The 19,697-nt window shown below is 45.3% G+C and carries 14 protein-coding genes and 1 pseudogene; 11 read left to right on the top strand and 4 right to left on the bottom strand.

Going from position 1 to position 19,697, the window contains the following annotated elements; all coding sequences use genetic code 11:
* Window positions 1-20 precede the first annotated feature (20 nt).
* The 3 genes from H6629_12365 to H6629_12355 form a co-directional block, all read right to left on the bottom strand.
* Window positions 21-2,306, bottom strand: a complete 2,286-nt coding sequence (locus H6629_12365; GenBank protein ID MCB9068586.1) for a polysaccharide biosynthesis tyrosine autokinase — start codon at window positions 2,304-2,306, stop codon at window positions 21-23.
* Between the two features lie 306 nt (window positions 2,307-2,612).
* Window positions 2,613-3,269 (bottom strand): outer membrane lipoprotein carrier protein LolA, encoded by a 657-nt coding sequence (locus H6629_12360; GenBank protein MCB9068585.1) that lies wholly within the window; start codon window positions 3,267-3,269, stop codon window positions 2,613-2,615.
* A gap of 48 nt (window positions 3,270-3,317) precedes the next feature.
* A complete protein-coding gene (locus H6629_12355; protein MCB9068584.1) occupies window positions 3,318-5,945 on the bottom strand; it encodes a DNA translocase FtsK in 2,628 nt (875 codons plus the stop codon).
* A gap of 343 nt (window positions 5,946-6,288) precedes the next feature.
* Here H6629_12355 and H6629_12350 point away from each other — a divergent pair, with 343 nt between their 5' ends.
* The 4 genes and pseudogenes from H6629_12350 (at window position 6,289) to H6629_12335 (ending at window position 10,941) form a co-directional block, all read left to right on the top strand.
* Window positions 6,289-6,981: a rhomboid family intramembrane serine protease gene (locus H6629_12350; GenBank protein ID MCB9068583.1), complete on the top strand. Its 693-nt coding sequence runs from the start codon at window positions 6,289-6,291 to the stop codon at window positions 6,979-6,981.
* Window positions 6,982-7,022: 41 nt separating this feature from the next.
* Complete coding sequence (locus tag H6629_12345; GenBank protein MCB9068582.1) at window positions 7,023-7,457, top strand: hypothetical protein; 435 nt, start codon at window positions 7,023-7,025, stop codon at window positions 7,455-7,457.
* A 293-nt stretch (window positions 7,458-7,750) separates the two neighbouring features.
* Window positions 7,751-8,752: a type I glyceraldehyde-3-phosphate dehydrogenase gene (gap, locus tag H6629_12340; protein MCB9068581.1), complete on the top strand. Its 1,002-nt coding sequence runs from the start codon at window positions 7,751-7,753 to the stop codon at window positions 8,750-8,752.
* A 176-nt stretch (window positions 8,753-8,928) separates the two neighbouring features.
* A pseudogene (locus tag H6629_12335) lies at window positions 8,929-10,941 on the top strand (triose-phosphate isomerase).
* 92 nt (window positions 10,942-11,033) lie between these two features.
* On the opposite strand, the gene H6629_12330 reads toward H6629_12335, so the two are convergent.
* A complete protein-coding gene (locus tag H6629_12330) occupies window positions 11,034-12,980 on the bottom strand; it encodes a PEGA domain-containing protein (GenBank protein ID MCB9068580.1) in 1,947 nt (648 codons plus the stop codon).
* Between the two features lie 330 nt (window positions 12,981-13,310).
* Here H6629_12330 and H6629_12325 point away from each other — a divergent pair, with 330 nt between their 5' ends.
* The 7 genes from H6629_12325 to H6629_12295 all read left to right on the top strand — a co-directional run bounded on the left by H6629_12325 (window position 13,311) and on the right by H6629_12295 (window position 19,668).
* Window positions 13,311-14,189 (top strand): hypothetical protein, encoded by an 879-nt coding sequence (locus H6629_12325; GenBank protein MCB9068579.1) that lies wholly within the window; start codon window positions 13,311-13,313, stop codon window positions 14,187-14,189.
* A gap of 188 nt (window positions 14,190-14,377) precedes the next feature.
* A complete protein-coding gene (efp, locus tag H6629_12320; protein MCB9068578.1) occupies window positions 14,378-14,941 on the top strand; it encodes an elongation factor P in 564 nt (187 codons plus the stop codon).
* 102 nt (window positions 14,942-15,043) lie between these two features.
* On the top strand, window positions 15,044-15,910 hold the full coding sequence (locus H6629_12315; GenBank protein MCB9068577.1) for a tetratricopeptide repeat protein: 867 nt from the start codon (window positions 15,044-15,046) through the stop codon (window positions 15,908-15,910).
* A 32-nt stretch (window positions 15,911-15,942) separates the two neighbouring features.
* Window positions 15,943-16,137: a 30S ribosomal protein S21 gene (gene rpsU / locus H6629_12310; GenBank protein MCB9068576.1), complete on the top strand. Its 195-nt coding sequence runs from the start codon at window positions 15,943-15,945 to the stop codon at window positions 16,135-16,137.
* A gap of 135 nt (window positions 16,138-16,272) precedes the next feature.
* Entirely contained in the window at window positions 16,273-16,722 is a 450-nt protein-coding gene (locus H6629_12305; GenBank protein ID MCB9068575.1) for a GatB/YqeY domain-containing protein, read from the top strand.
* Window positions 16,722-17,336, top strand: a complete 615-nt coding sequence (locus tag H6629_12300) for a CvpA family protein (protein MCB9068574.1) — start codon at window positions 16,722-16,724, stop codon at window positions 17,334-17,336. Before H6629_12305 ends, H6629_12300 begins: the two co-directional genes overlap by 1 nt.
* Window positions 17,317-19,668, top strand: coding sequence for a hypothetical protein (locus H6629_12295; GenBank protein MCB9068573.1), 2,352 nt, complete (start codon window positions 17,317-17,319; stop codon window positions 19,666-19,668). The genes H6629_12300 and H6629_12295 overlap by 20 nt, the downstream gene beginning before the upstream one ends.
* The last annotated feature ends 29 nt before the right edge of the window (window positions 19,669-19,697 follow it).

Below are 19,697 nucleotides of genomic sequence, written 5' to 3'. Positions count from 1 at the left end.
CTAAAATAAATTCGTTTTGATTATGCTTTCTGTGATTTTTTACGCTTAAGATCATGACCGTAATAACTGTAATATTGATAGTAATAATGATAATAATACGAGCCATACGACCGTTCGAGATTCACACCATTCAATAGACAGCCGACGATATTTGCATTAACGTTATCCAATAATGATTTGGCACGCATAACAGCATTTTTATCGGTTTGGTGTGCTTTGATAACAACAATAACACCACCAAGTTTGGTGCTTAAAATCGCGGCATCTGTTACAGCGATGATGGGCGGACTGTCGAACAACACCAGGTCAAATTTTTCTTTTGCCTGCCGGATAAATTCGTCCATCTCGTCCGATGCCAGCAATTCCGATGGATTCGGCGGCAATGGTCCCGAAGAAACAATATATAAATTATCAACAAAAGTCGGTTTGACGACATCGTCAAATTCCATTTTCCCCATTAAAAAGTTGGTAATTCCACGATCCTTTTTCTCATTGAAAATGGAATGCACAACCGGGCGACGCAAATCCGTATCCACCAACAGGGTTTTTCCGCCCATTTGCGCCATCGTAATTGCGAGGTTGGCTATGGTCGTCGATTTACCTTCTTTTGGCGTGGAACTGGTAACCATCAAGGTTGTATCTTCTGCTTTCAATTGCTGAAATTGAATATTTGTTCGCAGAGTGCGGAACGCTTCCGAAACCGGTGATTTCGGGTCGATGTGGGTGATCAATCGCGCTTCCGAGGGTTTTTCCAACGAAAGTGCTTTGCCATTTTTGCCCTGTCCGTTTGCGGCGGCCACTTTGCTCAGCGCTTCTTTTTCGGAAATTTCCGGAATGATTGCTAAAACGGACAACTTCATTCGCTCCAGCACTTCCGGGTTTTTGATGGAGTTATCCAGATATTCCGTGAGGAATGTTAACCCGATACCCAAACCCAAACCCAAAATGGCACCGAGCAGTAAATTGCGGGCTTTTTTAGGGCTGACCGGATATTCCGGCTCGATCGCACGATCCACCACACGAATGGTTTCCTTTTGTCCAGCTTCTGTGATTCGGGTTTCTTCCAATTTCTGGGTCAATAAAATGTAGGTGTTTTTGTCCACTTCAACCTGGCGCTCCAGCCTTGCCAGATCCAACCCTTGCGCCGGGAGCAACTCCAGCTGTCTATCATAATGACTGACGACATCGCGGAGCGCGTTAATTTTTGCACTGCCACCTTTGATCCGTGTTTCAATTTCCAGAATCGACTTGATCAAACTCTGGGCGATTTCCAGCGGATCTGCAACCATGCTGGTGTTGGCGATGCGTTCAGCTTCCTCTTTTAATCGCATTTGAACGGCTTCAATCCGGCTTTTTAACGATTGAATTTGGGAGCTGTAAACTTTCGGGTCAATCGTGGGTTCCTGTGCCAGTAAGGTTTCGTATTTCACTTTTTCGTTAACAACTTTTGCATATTCTCTCTGCAATTCTTCCAACAACGGGCTGGAAATTTGGGTGACTTCCGTTGCCATTGTTTCCCGGCGGTCTTCCAATTGCCGTTCCAAACTGCGCTTTTGCTCCTGATTTGCTTCCATTTCCACCAGCGAAGCTTCCAATTGCGCCTGTGCTTCCGCAACACGGGTAATCAATTCCCGGGTGCTTTCGTCCAGTGCAACCAGTTTGCGGTTTTCGCGGTAGGTTCGCAATTCTTCTTCAGATTTGCGCAACTCTTCGTTTTTCTTGTTCAACTGAAATTCCAAAAACTCGCGTAACTCTTTGAATTCGCTTAAGTTGTATTCTTTATTCAACTGTTGGTATGTTCGGGTGATGACGTTGCAAATTTCCGCTGCTTCGAACGCGCTGCCGGCAGAAAACCGCAGTTCGATGACATCCGATTCCTGACGCGGCGTGATGGTCAGATGCGCCATCAACCAATCCGCCTGCTCCCGCATAACCAGATAGCTATCATCCGAAAGCGGCTGAAAAATTTCCAGAGAATCGCGATAGGGCGCAGCTTCCAACGATTGAACTACACGTTCTGCCAATGTCCGGCTTTTTAAAATTTCCACCTGATTGGCAATCATCGTCGATTGCTGGCTAAGGTAATTTACATCGAACAGGGCACGTTCTACCGAGCGTTCATCTTCGACCAGAATTGTTGCACCGGCTTCATAAACTGGCTCGGACATAAACGTAAAAATGGCTGTGGAAACCAGCACAGCCAAAAAAGATGCCAGAATTATAAATCGCCCGCCATACAACACGCGTAAATAATCCTGGAGACTCAGTTCCTGTTCGTTTTCAAAATTTTCGCGGTAATTTTCCACGCGTTCTCCCCTCGAGCTAAGTCCTGAAATAAATATTCAAGGATCTGGTATTTCAAAAACAATGTTATTGATTTTCAGTGCCAATTTAGTAAAGGCAAATGCAGATAAAAAGTGCCAAAAGCACTTTCCGGCCAATAAAATAAAAAACGCCAGATAAGAAATTTATCATCGGCGTTTGAGTGTAAAACTTTACCATTTTACAAATTTTGCGATCGCTGAAAGATAAAAATGCAGCTATACCGATACGCTCAGCATAGTTGCATTATTGTATTGTTAAAATGATCTGTAGTTGTTTTCGATATTTTTTTACAAACGGAGATCGATTACCTCAATTCCTTCCGGCGGATTAAACGAGAAAAGGGTTTCCTGAAATTTGGGATCGAAGTTGGTTTTTGAAATAACATATTCGGTTTCGTTGGTGTTGTAATCCTCGTAAATCAGGCGGTCAATTTCCCAATCTTTATCTTTCACCCATATTTTTACAGATGTAAAAATGCTGTTTTCATTAGGTTTAGGCGTTAATCGTATTACGTAATGATTCACACCTTCAATTTTCATTTCTTCTAAAAGTTGCGCATAATATTGGTCCCGGAAGTCATTCAGAAATGTGTTAAGCATCACATCCTGATCGCTCTTTTTTGCATAATCAACCAATACCTGACTATCCAGTTTGTTGAATCGCCAGAACGTTTCACCGTTGTTTACCACCAGTTGATCCTCGGATTCGAGCCGGAATTTGTCCTGCCCTTCCATTTGCAAAACAGCTGGCACTTCAACTTCTGTCCCGGTTAGGGAAAATCGCACTTTTTCGGTAAATTCTATATGGATATTTTTAGCGCTGCGGTATTTTTTCTGCACTTTTTTGATCACATCGTCAACATTTTCCGCAACAGCCACCTGGCTGACAACCATTAACCCCAACACTGAAAGCAACATCATTTTTTGCCAAAAAAAACGGATCATCAAACTCTCCTGAATAATTGTTTTTCTTTAACTTACGCCGATCACATGTTATGAATCCATCGATGAAATCAGCACATCCCGGGCTTTACTGCCCTGGCTCGGTCCCACAATTCCGGCTTGTTCCAACGCATCCATCAGCCTGCCGGCGCGGGCGTAACCAATTTGTAATTTACGCTGCAACAGCGAAGTAGATCCCGATTGATGACGAATGACAATCTCTTTGGCTTTATCGAACAAATCGTCCTGATTGAATTTTTTGACAGCTTCGCTGCTCGGTTCGCGCACATCGCGCAACAGCTTCAGTTCATACGGCGGAAATTTGGGTTGTTTGCGCACATGTTGAATAATATGCTCTACTTCCTCGGTAGAAATATACGGGTTTTGCAACCGCACCGGTTTGCCGGTTCCCGGCGGGAGAAAAAGCATATCGCCGTTCCCGATGAGTTTCTCGGCGCCATACATATCCAGAATCGTTTTGGAATCCGGGCGGGTGGCAACCTGATAGGCAATCCGTGTGGGGAAATTCGCTTTGATTAAACCGGTCAAAATATCAACCGACGGACGTTGCGTGGCAACGATCAAGTGAATACCAACGGCTCGCGCCATCTGCGCCAATCGGGTAATCGGCTCTTCCACTTCGCGGGACGCCGTTAAAATTAAATCCGCCAATTCATCAATAATAACAACAATATAAGGTAATTTCCGGTATTCGATTTTTTCACCGGATTGCTGCAATTTTTCAACACGTTTGTTGTAAGAAATGATATCGCGAACGCCAACTTTGGCGAGAATATCGTATCGCTCTTCCATTTCGTTGACCGCTGCGCGCAACACCAAAATGGCGTTTTGCGGATGGGTGATCACCGTTTCGTCGATGTCCGGGCAAATCGCCAAATACTGATCTTTCAGTTTTGCGTAAAGGGAAAGCTCCAATTTTTTGGGGTCGATCATCACAAATTTGACATCGCTGGGCGGAACGCGATAAATAATGCTGGTGATAATCGTATTGATGCCAACGCTTTTCCCGGCACCGGTTGCACCGGCGATCAGCAGGTGCGGCATCCGGGTGAGGTCTGCACAAAACACTTCGCCGCCGATGGTTTTGCCCATGCCCAGCACCAATTGTCCGGGATGTTGCTGAAATTTTTCCGAACGCATCACAGATTTGAAATATACGATTGAGGGTTTGCGATTGGGAATTTCGATCCCGATTGCAGATTCACCGGGAATCGGTGCGATCATCCGGATTCCGCGGGCTTTCATCGCCAGTGCAAGGTCATCGGACAGATTGGTGATTTGGCTAATTTTTACACCCTCTGCCGGACGCACTGCATACAGTGTAATTACGGGACCTTCGATCACCTTTTTCACAAACGCTTTAACGTTGAAGTTTGCGAGTGTATGTTCCAGGCGATCGGCGTTTGCCATCAATTCTTCGCGGGAAACCTTGCTTTGAGTTTCATCTTCATCCAATAAATCGAACGGCGGCAGCACGTATTTCCCGGCAGCTTCGGCAACCAGCTTGTCGTAATTTTCCAGAAATTTTGGTTTAACCTGCTCAACTTCTTCCAGTTCGTCGATGACGGGCATGTTGCCGGATTTTGGTAATTCTTCCGGTGTGTAAATGCCTTCCGGGCGCGGAAATTCCAGATCGGTCGGGGATGATTCAACCGGAGGGTTTTGCCGGATTTCGATATCTTTTCTGGAATTTGGCGCAGGATCATTCAACAGTTGATCGTCGAGCGCGTGCGCTTTTTTCAAATCTTCCTGCGCCAGCATTTCGCCGTAGCTGGTGCTGTCCAATTCCAGATCGCCGTCCAAACTGATTTCGCGCTGCGGTTCTTCGTAAATCACCGGCGTTGCGTCGTCTGTTTCGCGCGTAAATCGCTCGATTTCGGCAGGTTCAACTTTTTGGGGCAATCGCGCGGTTTTGCCTGCCCATCCGGTCAGCGATTGCCATCCGCCGGAAACGCGATCAAAAATATTCTGGAAAAATCCGGTGATACTATCAATAATATTACGGAAAAAATTGCCGATGGCAGCCGGTATCGCCGCAACATGAAATTCGAAGGTTAAAATCAATAAAATCATCAAAAAAACGGTGGTGATAAATCCCAGCGCAAACCGCCCCATAAACCGGGCAATCAAATCTGCGGTTATGCCGCCGACCATTCCGCTGGGAAAATAATTGACCGATGCGCCGGCAGTTTCCAGGGATTCCGGAATCGCCAGCACAATCGCCACAAAATAAGCCCAACTTAAGCCCAACGCCGTTAATCGCGCCAGTTTGTTGAGCGGCTGGTTCATCAATATATATATGCCATAGAACATCATCAACATCGGGAAAATGAGTGAGGCATAGCCAAAAATATAAACAAACACCGGCTGTGCAACAGTTGCGCCGACCAATCCCAAAACATTTTGCGTAACGTATTTATTTTGCGGGACGTTAGAGCTCAACACCGGATCGGTTTGAGAATAGGTGAGCACCGCCAAAAAGAACATCACACCGGCGGCGAACAGCAACAATCCGCCAACGCTGCGCAACCGGGCGCTATCCTTTGCGGAAAACGTTTTTTTGGTACGGGTTTTGGTATCCGGCGAGGATTGCACCTGCGGCTGAGATTTTGCTTTGCTATTTTTCCGGGAACTGCGTTTTCTATTATTATCTGCCATAAAAAGCTATACTTTTGTTCAACAGTTTCAAATATACAAATCCGAACTACAATTTCCAAATTGCAAATGTAAGAATCAAACCTGCAGCAGATACAACACTTTGTTCATTTTTTGCTCAAAAATTACAACTTTTTGCCCAACTGAGCATAATCGATATTTAAAGCAGCCATTTTCTTCAACTGGAACGACAGATTAGATTTTGCCGGATAACGTTGGTATTGATTATAATGGCATAAATGCGTAAATTTTTGAACATTTAAATTCAACAGCAACAAAATTTTACAAACGGGCACATCGATGTTTGCGTTTCTTTTACAGACAGCCTATGTGTTGAGAAAAATTTATGATCCCAATTCGCGATTCGATTAAATCCAACACGGTCCCCAAAGTAAATTACGCGCTTATCGCAATCAACTCGCTGGTTTTTTTTTACGAGCTGTCGCTCGGTGAACATCTGAATGAATTTTTCTTCACCTTTGGGCTAATTCCAAATCAATTTATCGAATCGCTGCACGAATTTGACCTGATTTCAACCACAACTCCTGTATTCACGTCAATGTTTATGCATGGCGGCTGGATGCATTTTTTGGGTAACATGTGGTTTTTATACATCTTTGGCGATAACGTGGAAGACAGCATGGGACACGCCCGTTACATCGTTTTTTATTTGATTACGGGAATCGGCGCAGCGCTGGCACAGGTCTTTTTGAATACCGAATCGCTGACGCCCATGATCGGCGCAAGCGGTGCAATTGCAGGCGTTATGGGCGCATACATGATCCAGTATCCCAAAGGCAAAATACTGACGATACTTCCGATTTTCTTTTTCTTCCAGTTTATCAAAGTTCCGGCGGTGGTTTTTCTGCTGATCTGGATTGGGCTGCAAACATTTCAGGGCATTGCTGCAGTGGGTGCCGATGTTAGCGGCGGCGTTGCCTGGTGGGCACATATCGGTGGATTTGCTGCGGGCGCAGTGCTCATTTTTCTGTTCCGCAAACCGCGAATAGCCAACTTTTATGATGATGATTATATTTGATTTATAATCTACATTCACCCAAAAAAAGGAAGGATAAAATCATGAAATTTATTATCACTTTTTTAATGGGGATGTTGATCATCGTTGGGTGCGGCTCCAATGTGCAATTGGAGAAAAAAGAAGCTCGGATGCGCAAAATTGACAAATGGGAAGGGCAAAATTTTCACCGGGAAATTGCAATGAAAGTAGCGTGGATCCCCTACAAAGAAGGCACTATGACCGAAACAAAAGACAACCAATGGTCATTAAGCTTTCCGGATAGCAACGCAGCGGAAGGCATGTTGCCGGTGATGATTCTCAGCTATCCCGATTCCAACCATTTTGTGATGATCGATCTGCACATGGACAACGCCCTTTTGGGCAACCTTATCAAACACACGCTTATGACCGAAACACCCATCGAACGCCCGTTTATGGAATATCTGAAAACATCGGATTGTTCCAAATGCCATCCGCCGGATATTCAGCTGAATTAACATTTTAAACCGGAAGGCGGTGCGGAAAAAACAAATTTTTGCGCACCGCCTTTCATTTGCATTTCAGCTCTGTTTCACAACAACTGCAACTGTTTCCTGCTTTTGCACCTGCCCCACAATTAGCTTCTTCCACAATAAAAAGTAACTTGCCACACCGTTTCGTGTATCATATATTTGGAACTGTCTTTTGAGGGTCCAATTTCTGCATATCTGATTCAATTTTCTAAAACTGTTGAGAAAAAAATCACTAATCATTAAATTAGATCATCAAACTAAAAATTGGGAGATTTATTATGTCTATTAAGGTTGCTATAAACGGATTCGGGCGAATTGGCCGTCTCGTTTTCCGTTCACTGTACAAAGAATCCGGTGTTGATATTGTTGCCATCAACGACTTAACCGATGCCAATACAATGGCGCATTTACTCAAATATGACTCTGTTCACGGCCGTTTTGGCTCGAACGTTCGTGTTGAAGGTAATAAAATGTATGCCGGTCGCGAAGGCGTAAACATGTATGCAGAACGCAATCCTGCCGATCTGCCATGGAAAGAATTAGGCGTGGATGTTGTTGTTGAATCCACCGGCGTTTTCACCAGTCGCGAAAAAATGAGCCTGCACCTGCAGGCCGGTGCTCGCAAAGTGCTGCTCACCGCACCCGCGAAAGATCAAATGGATAACACCGTTGTAATGGGCGTAAACGACGAAACGCTGAAACCCGAGCACGTGCTGATTTCCAACGCATCCTGCACCACAAACTGCCTTGCACCGGTTGCAAAAGTGCTGAACGATAATTTTGGCATTCGCCGCGGTTGGATGACCACCATTCACGGCTACACCAATGACCAGCAAATTCTGGACTTGCCGCACAAAGATTTGCGTCGTGCCCGTGCTGCCGCGTTGAACATCATCCCCACAACTACCGGCGCAGCAAAAGCAGTCGGATTGGTCATTCCTTCATTAAAAGGCAAACTGGACGGCTTCGCGATGCGCGTTCCGGTGCCGGACGGATCGCTGGTTGACCTGGTTGCCGAACTGGACAAAAACGTAACCGCAGATGAAATTAACGCGATGATGAAAGCTGCAGCAGAAGGCCCGATGAAAGGCATTCTGGAATACTCCGAAGATCCCCTGGTTTCTTCAGATATTATTGATAATCCGCACTCCAGCATCTTTGATGCACTCTCCACCCGCGTGATGGATGGTAACCTCATCAAAGTTGTATCCTGGTACGATAACGAGTGGGGCTATTCCAGCCGCACAGCCGATCTCGTCAAAAAATTGGCAGCGATGTAATATCACCATCTTTTCCCCCGGTTCCGCTGAATCGGGGGAAATTTTTTTAGAATAAATTTGGCGGAAAATAAAGGCTTTCAAAACCGAAGGCTTTTATTCACCGTCAAAAACAGATGACAAAATCTGTTCAAATTCAACAAAATCAGCAATTTAATTCCGTTCTGTTGGGAGTAAATATGGCAAAACTAACATTAGATGATCTCAATTTGCATGGCAAAACTGTGCTAATGCGCGTCGATTTTAACGTTCCGCTGAACGAAAAGCAGGAAATTACCGACGATCTGCGGATTCGCGCGGCGCTGCCTTCCATCCAAAAAATTATCGCCGACGGCGGCAAAGCCGTCCTGTGTTCGCACCTCGGACGCCCAAAAGGTGAACCGAAACCGGAATTTTCGCTGGCGCCGGTTGCCAAACATCTCTCCGCTTTACTCAACAAAAATGTTCAATTCACAAATGATTGCATCGGCGAATCTGTGGACGCTGCAAAAAAAAGCATGAAAAATGGCGACGTTTTACTGTTGGAAAACCTGCGGTTTCACAACGGCGAAACCAAAAATGATCCCGATTTTGCCAAACAACTCGCCAGCCACTGCGATGTTTATGTGAACGACGCGTTCGGCACAGCCCACCGGGCGCACGCCTCAACTGAAGGTGTCACCCAATTTTTCGATCAATGCGCAGCCGGTTATTTGATGGGCAAAGAGTTGCAATTTTTGGGCGGCGCATTGGATGAGCCCAAACGCCCGTTTGTGGCAATTTTAGGCGGCGCAAAAATTTCCGGTAAAATTGATGTGATCCAACACCTGCTCGGCAAAACCGACGCACTACTCATCGGTGGCGGCATGATTTTCACTTTTTACAAAGCGCATGGCTGGAACATTGGAAAATCGTTGTTGGAAGAAGATCGCATCGAAATGGCCAAAGATATTTTGAAAGCTTCGCAATCCACAAAAACCGATTTTGTGCTACCGAGCGACGTTTTGATCGCCGACGAATTTGCTGCCGGCGCAAATACGAAAACGGTTGGTGTTCACGAAATACCGGATGGCTGGCTTGGCGTGGACATCGGCAAAGCAACCATCGATCAGTTTAAGAAAATTTTATCCGAAGCCAAAACGGTTGTCTGGAATGGCCCGATGGGCGTTTTCGAAATCGAGGATTTTGCGAAAGGCACGGAAGAGATCGCCCGCTATCTTGTTGAAATTACTGAAAATGGCGCAACTACCATCGTCGGCGGCGGCGATTCCGCAGCTGCGGTCAAAAAATTCAATCTCGAAGATCAATTGAGCCACGTTTCCACCGGTGGCGGTGCATCGCTGGAATTTTTGGAAGGCAAAGTGCTGCCCGGCGTTGCAGCGCTAACGGACAAATAAACCCAATCTGGCAATTACCGATCAGAAACTGAAAAAGGAAAAGATATGCGAAAGAAACTCATTGCCGGCAACTGGAAAATGTATAAAACGATTCCGGAAGCACTACGGCTTGTGAATTCCCTGAATAAAAAACTGGAGAAACATCCGGTCAAAAAAACAGCGGTGCAGGTTTTTCCGCCATATACGGCAATTCACGCCGTCAGCGAGGCGCTAAAAGGCAGCAAAATTGAAGTCGGTGCCCAAAATATGGCATGGGAAGAGGAAGGTGCTTACACGGGTGAAATTTCTCCGAAAATGATCAAAAATGCGGGTGCAAAACATGTGATTATCGCGCACTCGGAGCGCCGGCGCTATTTTAAGGAAGACGCTCAGCTAATCAATAAAAAAATAAAACTGGCGCTCGCGAATAAATTGAAGGTGATCCATTGCATCGGCGAAACGCTGGAAGAACGCGAACAAAGCCTCACCCGCGACATCGTTTTAAATCAGGTGGAATGGGATTTAAAAGATCTTTCGCAGGATGACCTGAAAAATATCACCCTGGCTTACGAACCAGTTTGGGCGATCGGCACCGGACGAACCGCAACACCGGAACAAGCTCAGGAAATTCATGCGTTTTTGCGGGAAGTGTTGGACGCGTTGTTCACCGAAGGCACCGGAGCAAAAATGACCATTCTTTACGGTGGCAGTGTAAAACCGGACAACGCAGAAGGCTTGCTTTCTCAGCCAGATATTGACGGTGCGTTGGTTGGGGGCGCATGTCTGGATGCCGGTGATTTCTACAAAATTATCGCAGCCAGCGAAAAAGCTCGCTAACGAGTTGATTTTAAACAAAATAAAAAAGCGATCATTTGAATCCTTGACCCCTCAAATGATCGCTTTTTTTATCGAAAACTAAATACAGACTATTATTCGACGTTGGTAAGCTCGATTTTTTTAAGAAAATAGTATGCGTTATTTTTGTCCGTTACGGTAATTTCCAGCGTATTGGCACCTGCACGAAGATGTTCGCTAATTTCCCATTCCGTTTTTTCGACACCGCCCAATTCTTCCAAAGTTTTCGGCTGATAATAATAGCTGAGAACATTGCCGTTTAGCTTGATCAGTATCTCCGCTTTCCGGGAATCAGCCATCGGATACCGTTCCTCAGAAGATGCACCGAATAACTTCAACATAAACCGCGAATTAAATTGCGACTCTTTGGGTAAATTGAAGGTAATTTTCAGCCCATCGTTGCCTTTGGGATTGCGGAATTGGTAAGCGTAACCGAATTTCCAAAAATAATCGTTTGCTTTTTCGACGAAAGTGACTTCAGGACCTGCGTCTGTGCTGGCAGTAAACCCACGGTTGCCGAGGGTATAACCCGGCACAACATCGCAGCCGTTGACTTTCAAAACACCATTTCCGGAAACTGCCGCAACCGCTTGTATTTGCGGAAAATAGCTAACCGCAAGCTCTGCCGGAGCGTTGGGTATTACGCGCAACGATCGGGGTCTGGGCGTGTTATAGCCGGGCAAACTACCAAAACTGATTTCGTATTCGCCCGTTTTCAATTCACCTTTGAATTGCCCTTTTGCCATTGGTTCGCCATCGATAAAAATCTGTGCTGTTACAGGTTCTACCATAATGTTTACCTGCTCGAATTCTTTAATTAATTCGAAGCTGATATCCATACTTGGCGAGTTATGGGAAATTACAACCATTTTTTCTTCGGGAACACTTTGATAACCGGGGCGCTCCAAACGCACCCGATATTCACCATATGGCATGCCCGTAAAAACGTGATCGCTTTCTTTTCCGGTGTCTTCGCCATTTAAAATAATCCGTCCACCAACAGTGTTGGAGGTTATTGCCAACATACCTTGTCCGATTTCCGCAGGCTTCGAAGAAATCCGAGCGGGTGTCGTTGAAGTGTTTCTGCCAAACTGAGCAGTTTGTTCAAATTTAACTTTTGTAGTATCACCGGAAGTAATATGTACCCACCGGCTTTGGGGCGCGGTGCGAAAACCGTCTTTTTCTATGACGATATTATGATCGCCCTCTTCCAATGGCAACACAGCCTGATCAGCAAGCGTGCCCATAAATTCATCATTTACAAATACTTTCGAATCCGGATGATCTGCAAAAATTCGAATAAATCCCTGATCGGTAACACCCATTGGATTCAGCGGTATATATACTTTGGCACTGGCATTCGCCTGTTTTCCGATATTTACAGTAACCGGCTCGGAAGCAAATCCGATTTTCCGCAATTCAACACGATAATCACCTGGTGGAACATCGCTCAACAAACGTTGGAAATCAGCGTAACCGCGTTTTTCTCCGTTCAGAAAAATTGCAGCACCGCGCACGTTGGATTCAATTAAAATACTGCCATGAAACTCGCCGGCTCGGTGAATAGCTTGCGCAACACCAAAAATCGCCAGAACAGTTAGCATCAGCACTGGCAACAGCACCATTTTATTCCAGCGCGAAAGCGCTTCATAAGTTTCGATTGAAATCGGAATGTGTTCGATTTCATCATCACTCAATTCAACCTGCCAATTAGCGGGAAATTGGCGAATGGTTTCTGGTTGAATTTCTCCGAGGTATTTTTTCTCTAAATAAATGCGGAATTGGAGACGCAGCTCCTTTTCTTCCTGAGAAATGCCGGCCATAGATGCAGATGGTTTTTCAGCAAATTTGTGCTTCAACCGCTGCCAAAAGCCTGCTTCGTAATCAAAATATTCATGTTGATCTGCAGCTTCTGCATCCGTCATCCAATTAATTTCGCCAAGATGGTTGAGATGCGGCGAATATTTGCCACGAAAGCGCTGAAAAAACAGCTCAAATTCCTGAGCTTTAATGTGCTGCATTTCGTGAGTTGTAAAAATTTGTTCTGAAATCATAAAGTTCTGTATTATTCTGTTTTGTTAACGTTATTCAGCCAAATAGACGATGGCTTTGAGATTATCGGCTATGAATCCCGAATATTTAGCACCAAATTAATATTCAATAAAAGTGCTTCGATCATATGTAAATTGTGTACCGGCAGGAAAACTAACGATAATTCAGAAAATGTTAGTGATGTAGATTAAATTTACAAAAATCGCAAATAAATATAGCCTTTTGTTGTCGTTTATTTTTTACTAAAATTATTTAGCGACATGGCAAGCAAACAAATTAGTATTAATAATGGCTTTAATATGCTAAAATCGCCCCAAAAGTTCCAACGCATTTCCGAAACACTCAGCGAAGGACAGCTTCGCCAATTAAATCCTGATGAGCAGTTGATCAGCGCAGAGGATCTGTTAGGAAGTAACGCCCAATCATCACTGTTTTTTCTGGGATTTTATTCACAATCCGGGCTTGAGTTAGCGATGCGACGGTATGGTGTTTTCGAAGCTTTCGAGAGGCTGGGATTTGAAAACATCCGTCTTCTCGTTGATACCAAAGATCCTTATCGGCACCGGCTCGCCATTTATTCCCACCGTGAAGACGACGTTGAGATGCTCCTCGCCGAGTTAGTGCTCAGGCGACAGGAAACAAAAATCAAATTGGGCGGAAGCACAGCCAAGCCATTTAATGTGTTGTACATCGAATGGCTAACATTACGCAATCCGAATGGAATATTTACCCAAAAACGCCCAAAAATGCCTGGACAGGAATTTCCCGGACTCGGCGGCGGACGGCTAACACTTGAGCTGCTGGTTATTGCATGCAAGCGATTAGGATTATCAGGGATTGCAAACGTGCCGGAACATTTTCATAACGCCCATTTGTATTCCCGGCAATTTTCATACATCGACCCTGTTGCTGAAGGTAAACGACGGGCAATAGCCAGCGACCTGATGCCGGCATTCAGCTTGGCTGAGATTTCCTGGGGAATAGATTTAAATTGTGTAACGGAGAACGGAAATCCATTCACATGGTTCACACAGCCTCAGTTGTTCCCACTCATTGATGAATTGAAATCATATTTTGAAACACAGGAATATACACAGCAACTTTTCGAAGCCCAAAAAACCTACCGTTATGTTTTGGATACAAACTGCCTTTCCCGGAAACAACAACAAAAGCGATAAATTTCGTCAGCATCCATGCTTTTGAACAAAAAAACATAAAAATTGCGCTTAAAACGCATTCCGGTTATCCCGATTTGAAATCATTAAATTGGGCAAAAACAGACAAAATGGTATTCAAAAAAAAATTGCTTTTTTTTATTAAACTATCTATATTTGCAAGCTGTATAATATTTAGGAGAAACTTACATATGAAAATGAAGGCCATTCAAATACGCAAAGGGAATGTGTTAGAGTGGAATAACGACCTCTATCGTGTTACAGAATCGAACCACGTAACCCCCGGAAAAGGTCCGGCGATGATGCAGGTCAAAATGAAACGGCTTTCGGATGGAAACAAAGCCGAAAATCGGTTCCGTCCGGATGAAGCTGTCGAAAAAGCCACATTGATCAATCTGGAATACCAGTATCTGTACGACGATGGGCAAAGCCTTTGTTTTATGGATTTGGAAACTTATGAGCAAATTCATATCAGCAAAGACATGTTGGAAGATCAAATAAACTATCTGCTTCCGGAAACAATCGTGCAAGTTCTGTTTCATAACAGCACGCCGATTGACATAGAATTACCGGCTTCAGTTGAACTGAAAATTGTTGATACTGAACCCAACATGAAAGGCGCAACCGTATCCAGTTCTTACAAACCGGCAACCCTTGAAACCGGGTTGATCACACAGATACCGCCGTTCATCGAAAATGGAGAAATTATCCGGGTTGACACCCGTGACGGAAAATATCTGGACCGTGTTAAATAAGCTTGCAATCCCATCCGGGAACCAAACCGCTAATATTTTGTAAAGATTATGTGTGTTTCAAATAATTTTCTGTTTTAACAAAAGCATTGTAGGAGGAAGTAAATGAATTTCCTGAAAGCCAAGTTCACGATGACACTGATTGTATTATTAACTGCCTTTGCGTTTGCGCAAACCCCGGAGGCAGCAAAAGCATTTAACGATGCCAATACCGCGCTACGCAACAGAGATACGCAAGGTGCCATTGAAAAATATCAGGAAGCGATTAAGCAAGACGCCAGCTTTGCTTTGGCATATTACGGACTGGGTAATGCTTACAAACAAAATAACGATTATGTAAATGCTGAATCTGCGTATAAAAAAGCTATTGAAAAAGACAACAAGATGGTTAAATCATACCATTTTCTTGGCTATGTTCAGTATCGTCAGGGAAAATTGACGGAATCGGTTAACTCCTACAAAGCTGCAATCGAAATCGATCCGAAATTTGAAAGCGCATATTGGGGGCTTGGTGATGTTTACAAACGCCAGGAACAATATCAACAAGCTGTTGAACAATACCAGAAAGCTGTAGAGATCGACCCCACATCTGTAAACGCATTGCGCGGATTGGGTGTCTCGTTTTTTGAATTAGGCAAATTTGAAGAATCCGCTTCTGCTTTTGAAGGAGCATTAGAGCATATCAGCCGTGGTGCGCTGAAAGGCGACACATATTACCGTTTAGGCAATGCCTACCGTGAATTGGATCAATTGGATCAGGCTGAATCTGCATATCTGGAAAGTTTGAAATCTGCTCGTTCCAGTACGATCAAAGGGGGTGCAAATTTTGGTCTGGGCGAGATTTACAAAAAGCGTGGCAATTCCGGCCAGGCATTGAAATATTTTACGGCAGCCAGCCAGGATCGTACCTGGAAAAAACCTGCTGAATATGAAATTGATGTGTTGAAAAACCCTGGAAAATATTCCAACTAACAATTTGCTTTCGAAAGGAGCTGTTTTTTAATATGATTAATGTAAAAGTCCGCGATAATGAATCATTTGAAAGAGCGCTGAAGCGTTTCACCAAAGCATGTGAAAAATCTGGTCTGATGGCCGAAATCAAAAAACACATGCATTACGAAAAACCGAGCGAACAACGCAAACGTAAAGAAAACGCTGCTCGCCGTAAAATGCGCAAGTTGATGATGGAAAATCAATAAAGTAGTGAATGATTCATTCAGCGACTTTGATGTAACCTAATTGTAAACAAAAGCTTCCGCCTGGATTTTTTTCAGGCGGATTTTCAATTAAGGTATTCCTGCTTTGCGTAAGAATTAAAAAGGAAATTTGCAACAATGAGTGTCGAAAAAAAGTTGATGGATGATTACAAAATCGCGATGAAATCCGGCGACAAAGTTCGGCTGGAAACCATTCGCGGGATGCGCTCTCAGCTCAAAAATTTTCAAATTGAAAAAATGCGCGAGCTAACAGAAGATGAAGTTTTGCAAGTCCTCAATTCTGCCGCAAAAAAGCGCAGGGATGCAATTGAACTTTATCAGCAGCACGGAAAAGCTGATCGCGCAGATGAGGAATTGCAGGAACTGGCGATTATCGAAGCCTATCTGCCAAAACAACTGGATGAATCGGCCATTGCTGAATTAGTGGAAAAAGCAATCGCCGACACCAATGCAGATTCCATAAAAGACATGGGCAAAATAATGGGTGTCATTATGCCGCAGGTTAAAGGCGTGGCGGATGGCAAGCTGGTTCAGCAAATCGTTAAAGATAAACTTTCGGCACGCTAATGTTTGATATCATCGCTGGTATAGTACTCGCTGCATTCATTATTAATGGATTGCGAAACGGATTTTTTCACGAAACTTTTGGGTTGATCGGTATTGTTGGCGGCATCATGGCCGGTGTTATCGGCGCAAATGCCTTCAGCAAAACCGCCGAAGATTTTCTGCCGGGAATTTTGGGACAGGAACCGGTCAGCCATCTGGTTATTTTTATTGTATTTTTTGTTGCGTTTTTATTCGCTACAAAACTTGCCGCAGCGCTAATGAAAAAACTCAGCGAAACCCTGTTTCTCGGTTGGCTGAACAAACTGTTGGGCAGCTTGTTTGGCGGCATAAAAGGAGCGCTCATTATCGGATTGGTTTTGCATGCTATCGCATTTATGCCGTTTGGAAAATCATTCGGTAAGTCCCAAAAAGACACGATGTTATATAACCCGCTTTATCAGTCTGTGCCGTTTTTTTACAAATTATTGGGCAACCCGAAAGAGCTTCCCAAACAGATGAAAGAAATTGTGGAAGACGGCAGCGATGCACTTGAGGATACCGGCAAAGATATTAAAGAAGGCATAGACGAAATCGACAGAGCACGAGATAAAATTGATGGCATCAAACGAGATTGACACAGAACTGACAGACAGCCAACTGCTCCACCAACTCAAACACGATAGCGTTTCCCTCCAACAACTGGAATTTCCCAGAATAATTGAACAACTTCAGCAACGATTGGCGACGCCCTACGGCTTTCGCCATTTGGCGACCATTAATTTTTCGCGCCACGCCGATGTTGTACGGGAGGAACTGCAAAAATCGATGGAGATGCTAGCGTTGCTGGAAGGCGGCTATCCGCCGCCCATTAGCGGATTCACCGATATCACTCCCCATCTCGATAAAATAAAACCGGTGGATGCGTATCTGGAAACCGATGCGCTGTTGGATATCAAATACAATCTGCAAAGCCTGATCGAAGTGCGATTGTTTTTTGACCAGCACCGTGACGAGGCGCCACTATTGCAGAAATACGCCCAGCGCATTCACATGCACCGGGATATCATCGGGCAAATTGAGGGAACGATCGACCGGTCAGGCGAAATTTTTGACAACGCCAGTCCGGAGCTCCGCCAGGTTCGCATCAAAATTCGCACAATGGAAAGCGATCACAAAAAGGCGCTGGTCAAAATCCAGAAGCAATATGCGGATTATCTGCAGGATGGTATTGTCACATTGCGAGACGGACGGCAGGTGTTGGGCATTCAACCCAATTATGTGAATAAAGTGAACGGTATTGTGCACGGCACATCTTCATCCGGTGCTACTATTTTTGTGGAGCCGATGGAAACGCTGAAAATCAGCAACGAAATTCAGAATTTGCGCATCCGCGAGCGGGTGGAAATTATCAAAATTCTCAAGTTTCTCACCGGAATTATCCGGCAAGTGCGCAACGTGATTTACTTCAGCCTGGAAAATATTGCCATTCTGGATGTCATTTTGGCAAAAGCCAGGTTGGGAAATGAATTGGAAGGCAGCGCTCCAAAAATTACGGAAGCCGCCGTATTGCGTATTTTCAACGGTCGTCACCCGTTGCTGGTGTTAAAAACCGGGCGGGAAAAAGTGGTGCCGCTTTCTGTTGGATTGGGCGAAAATATTCAGACACTGGTGATCACCGGACCAAACGCCGGCGGAAAAACCGTGGCGATGAAAACAGTCGGGTTGCTGGTGTTAATGACGCAGATGGGCATCCCCATTCCGGCCGATCCGGACAGCGAAATTCCGCTGGTCGATAAAATTTTGGTCGATATCGGCGACCGCCAATCGCTGGAACAGGATTTGAGCACATTTTCCGCGCACGTTGTCCGGCTGAAACAGATTGTCGAGGAAGCCGGGGACCGAACGCTGGTGCTGTTGGACGAAGTGGGCACCGGCACCGACCCGAAAGAGGGCGCGGCACTGGCGATTGCCCTGCTCAGCGAACTGACCGATAAAAAAGCGCTGACCATCGCAACAACCCACCACGGCGAATTGAAAGCGTTCGCCCACGAAAACCAATCCGTTGAAAACGCCTCGATGGAATTTGATTTGCAAACCCTTGCGCCAACATACCGGTTGCGCGTTGGCGTGCCGGGCAGCAGCTACGCCATTGAAATTGCCCGGCGATACGGTTTTCCCGAAAACCTGATTTTAGCGGCAAAAACCTACATCGGCGAGGAAAAAGACCGGCTGGAAGAGCTGATTTTAAGCCTCGAATCGCGATTGCAAATTGCCGAAAAAGAGCGCCGCGAAGCCAACATCAAACTAACCAAAGCCGAAGCATTGCAAAATTTGTACGAGCGCCAGCTCGATGACTACAAAAAAAATAAAGCCGCACGGAAGCAGGAAGCGGAAGTTGCAGCACTAAAAATTCTGCAGGAAGCCAACGCACTCATCGAAAAAACCGTGCAGGAGATTCGCGAAAGCCAGGGTGAAAAAGCGGTGATCAAACACGCCCGGTCAACGGTGCAAAAGCAGCGCACCCGGCTGGAAAAAAGCCTGCAACCGGATCTTGAGCTCCCAAAACCGGAGGAACCGCTGCAAAAAGGCGACCGCGTTTGGGTCGATTCGCTGAATGATGCCGGGGAGTTATTGGACGATCCCGAGGGCAAAAAAAAGGTGCGCGTACTGGTCGGCAACGTAACGTTGACCGTTGACCGGAACGGCATCCGGCGATCCAACAAATCTCAAAAAAAAAGAAAAAGCCGCCCGAACCATCACCGGTGCGGATGTGGATGCAACCAGCGGCACCACAGCAGTTACACCCGAACTGGATTTGCGCGGGCTGGATCAGCAGGACGCTATCGACGAAACCGACCGGTATCTCAGCCAGGCGCTGGAAAGCGGTTGGGAAGAAGTGCGCATTGTGCACGGCAAAGGTTCAGGTGTGTTGCGCGTTGCGATCAACAATTATTTATCGCGCGATAAACGGGTGGAAAGCAAACGGCTGGGGCGCT

The sequence above is a fragment of the Calditrichia bacterium genome (assembly GCA_020634975.1).
Taxonomy (GTDB): domain Bacteria; phylum Calditrichota; class Calditrichia; order RBG-13-44-9; family J075; genus JACKAQ01.
Note: the sequence above shows the minus strand (reverse complement) of the source record. Positions and strands in the feature narration are given on the sequence as shown.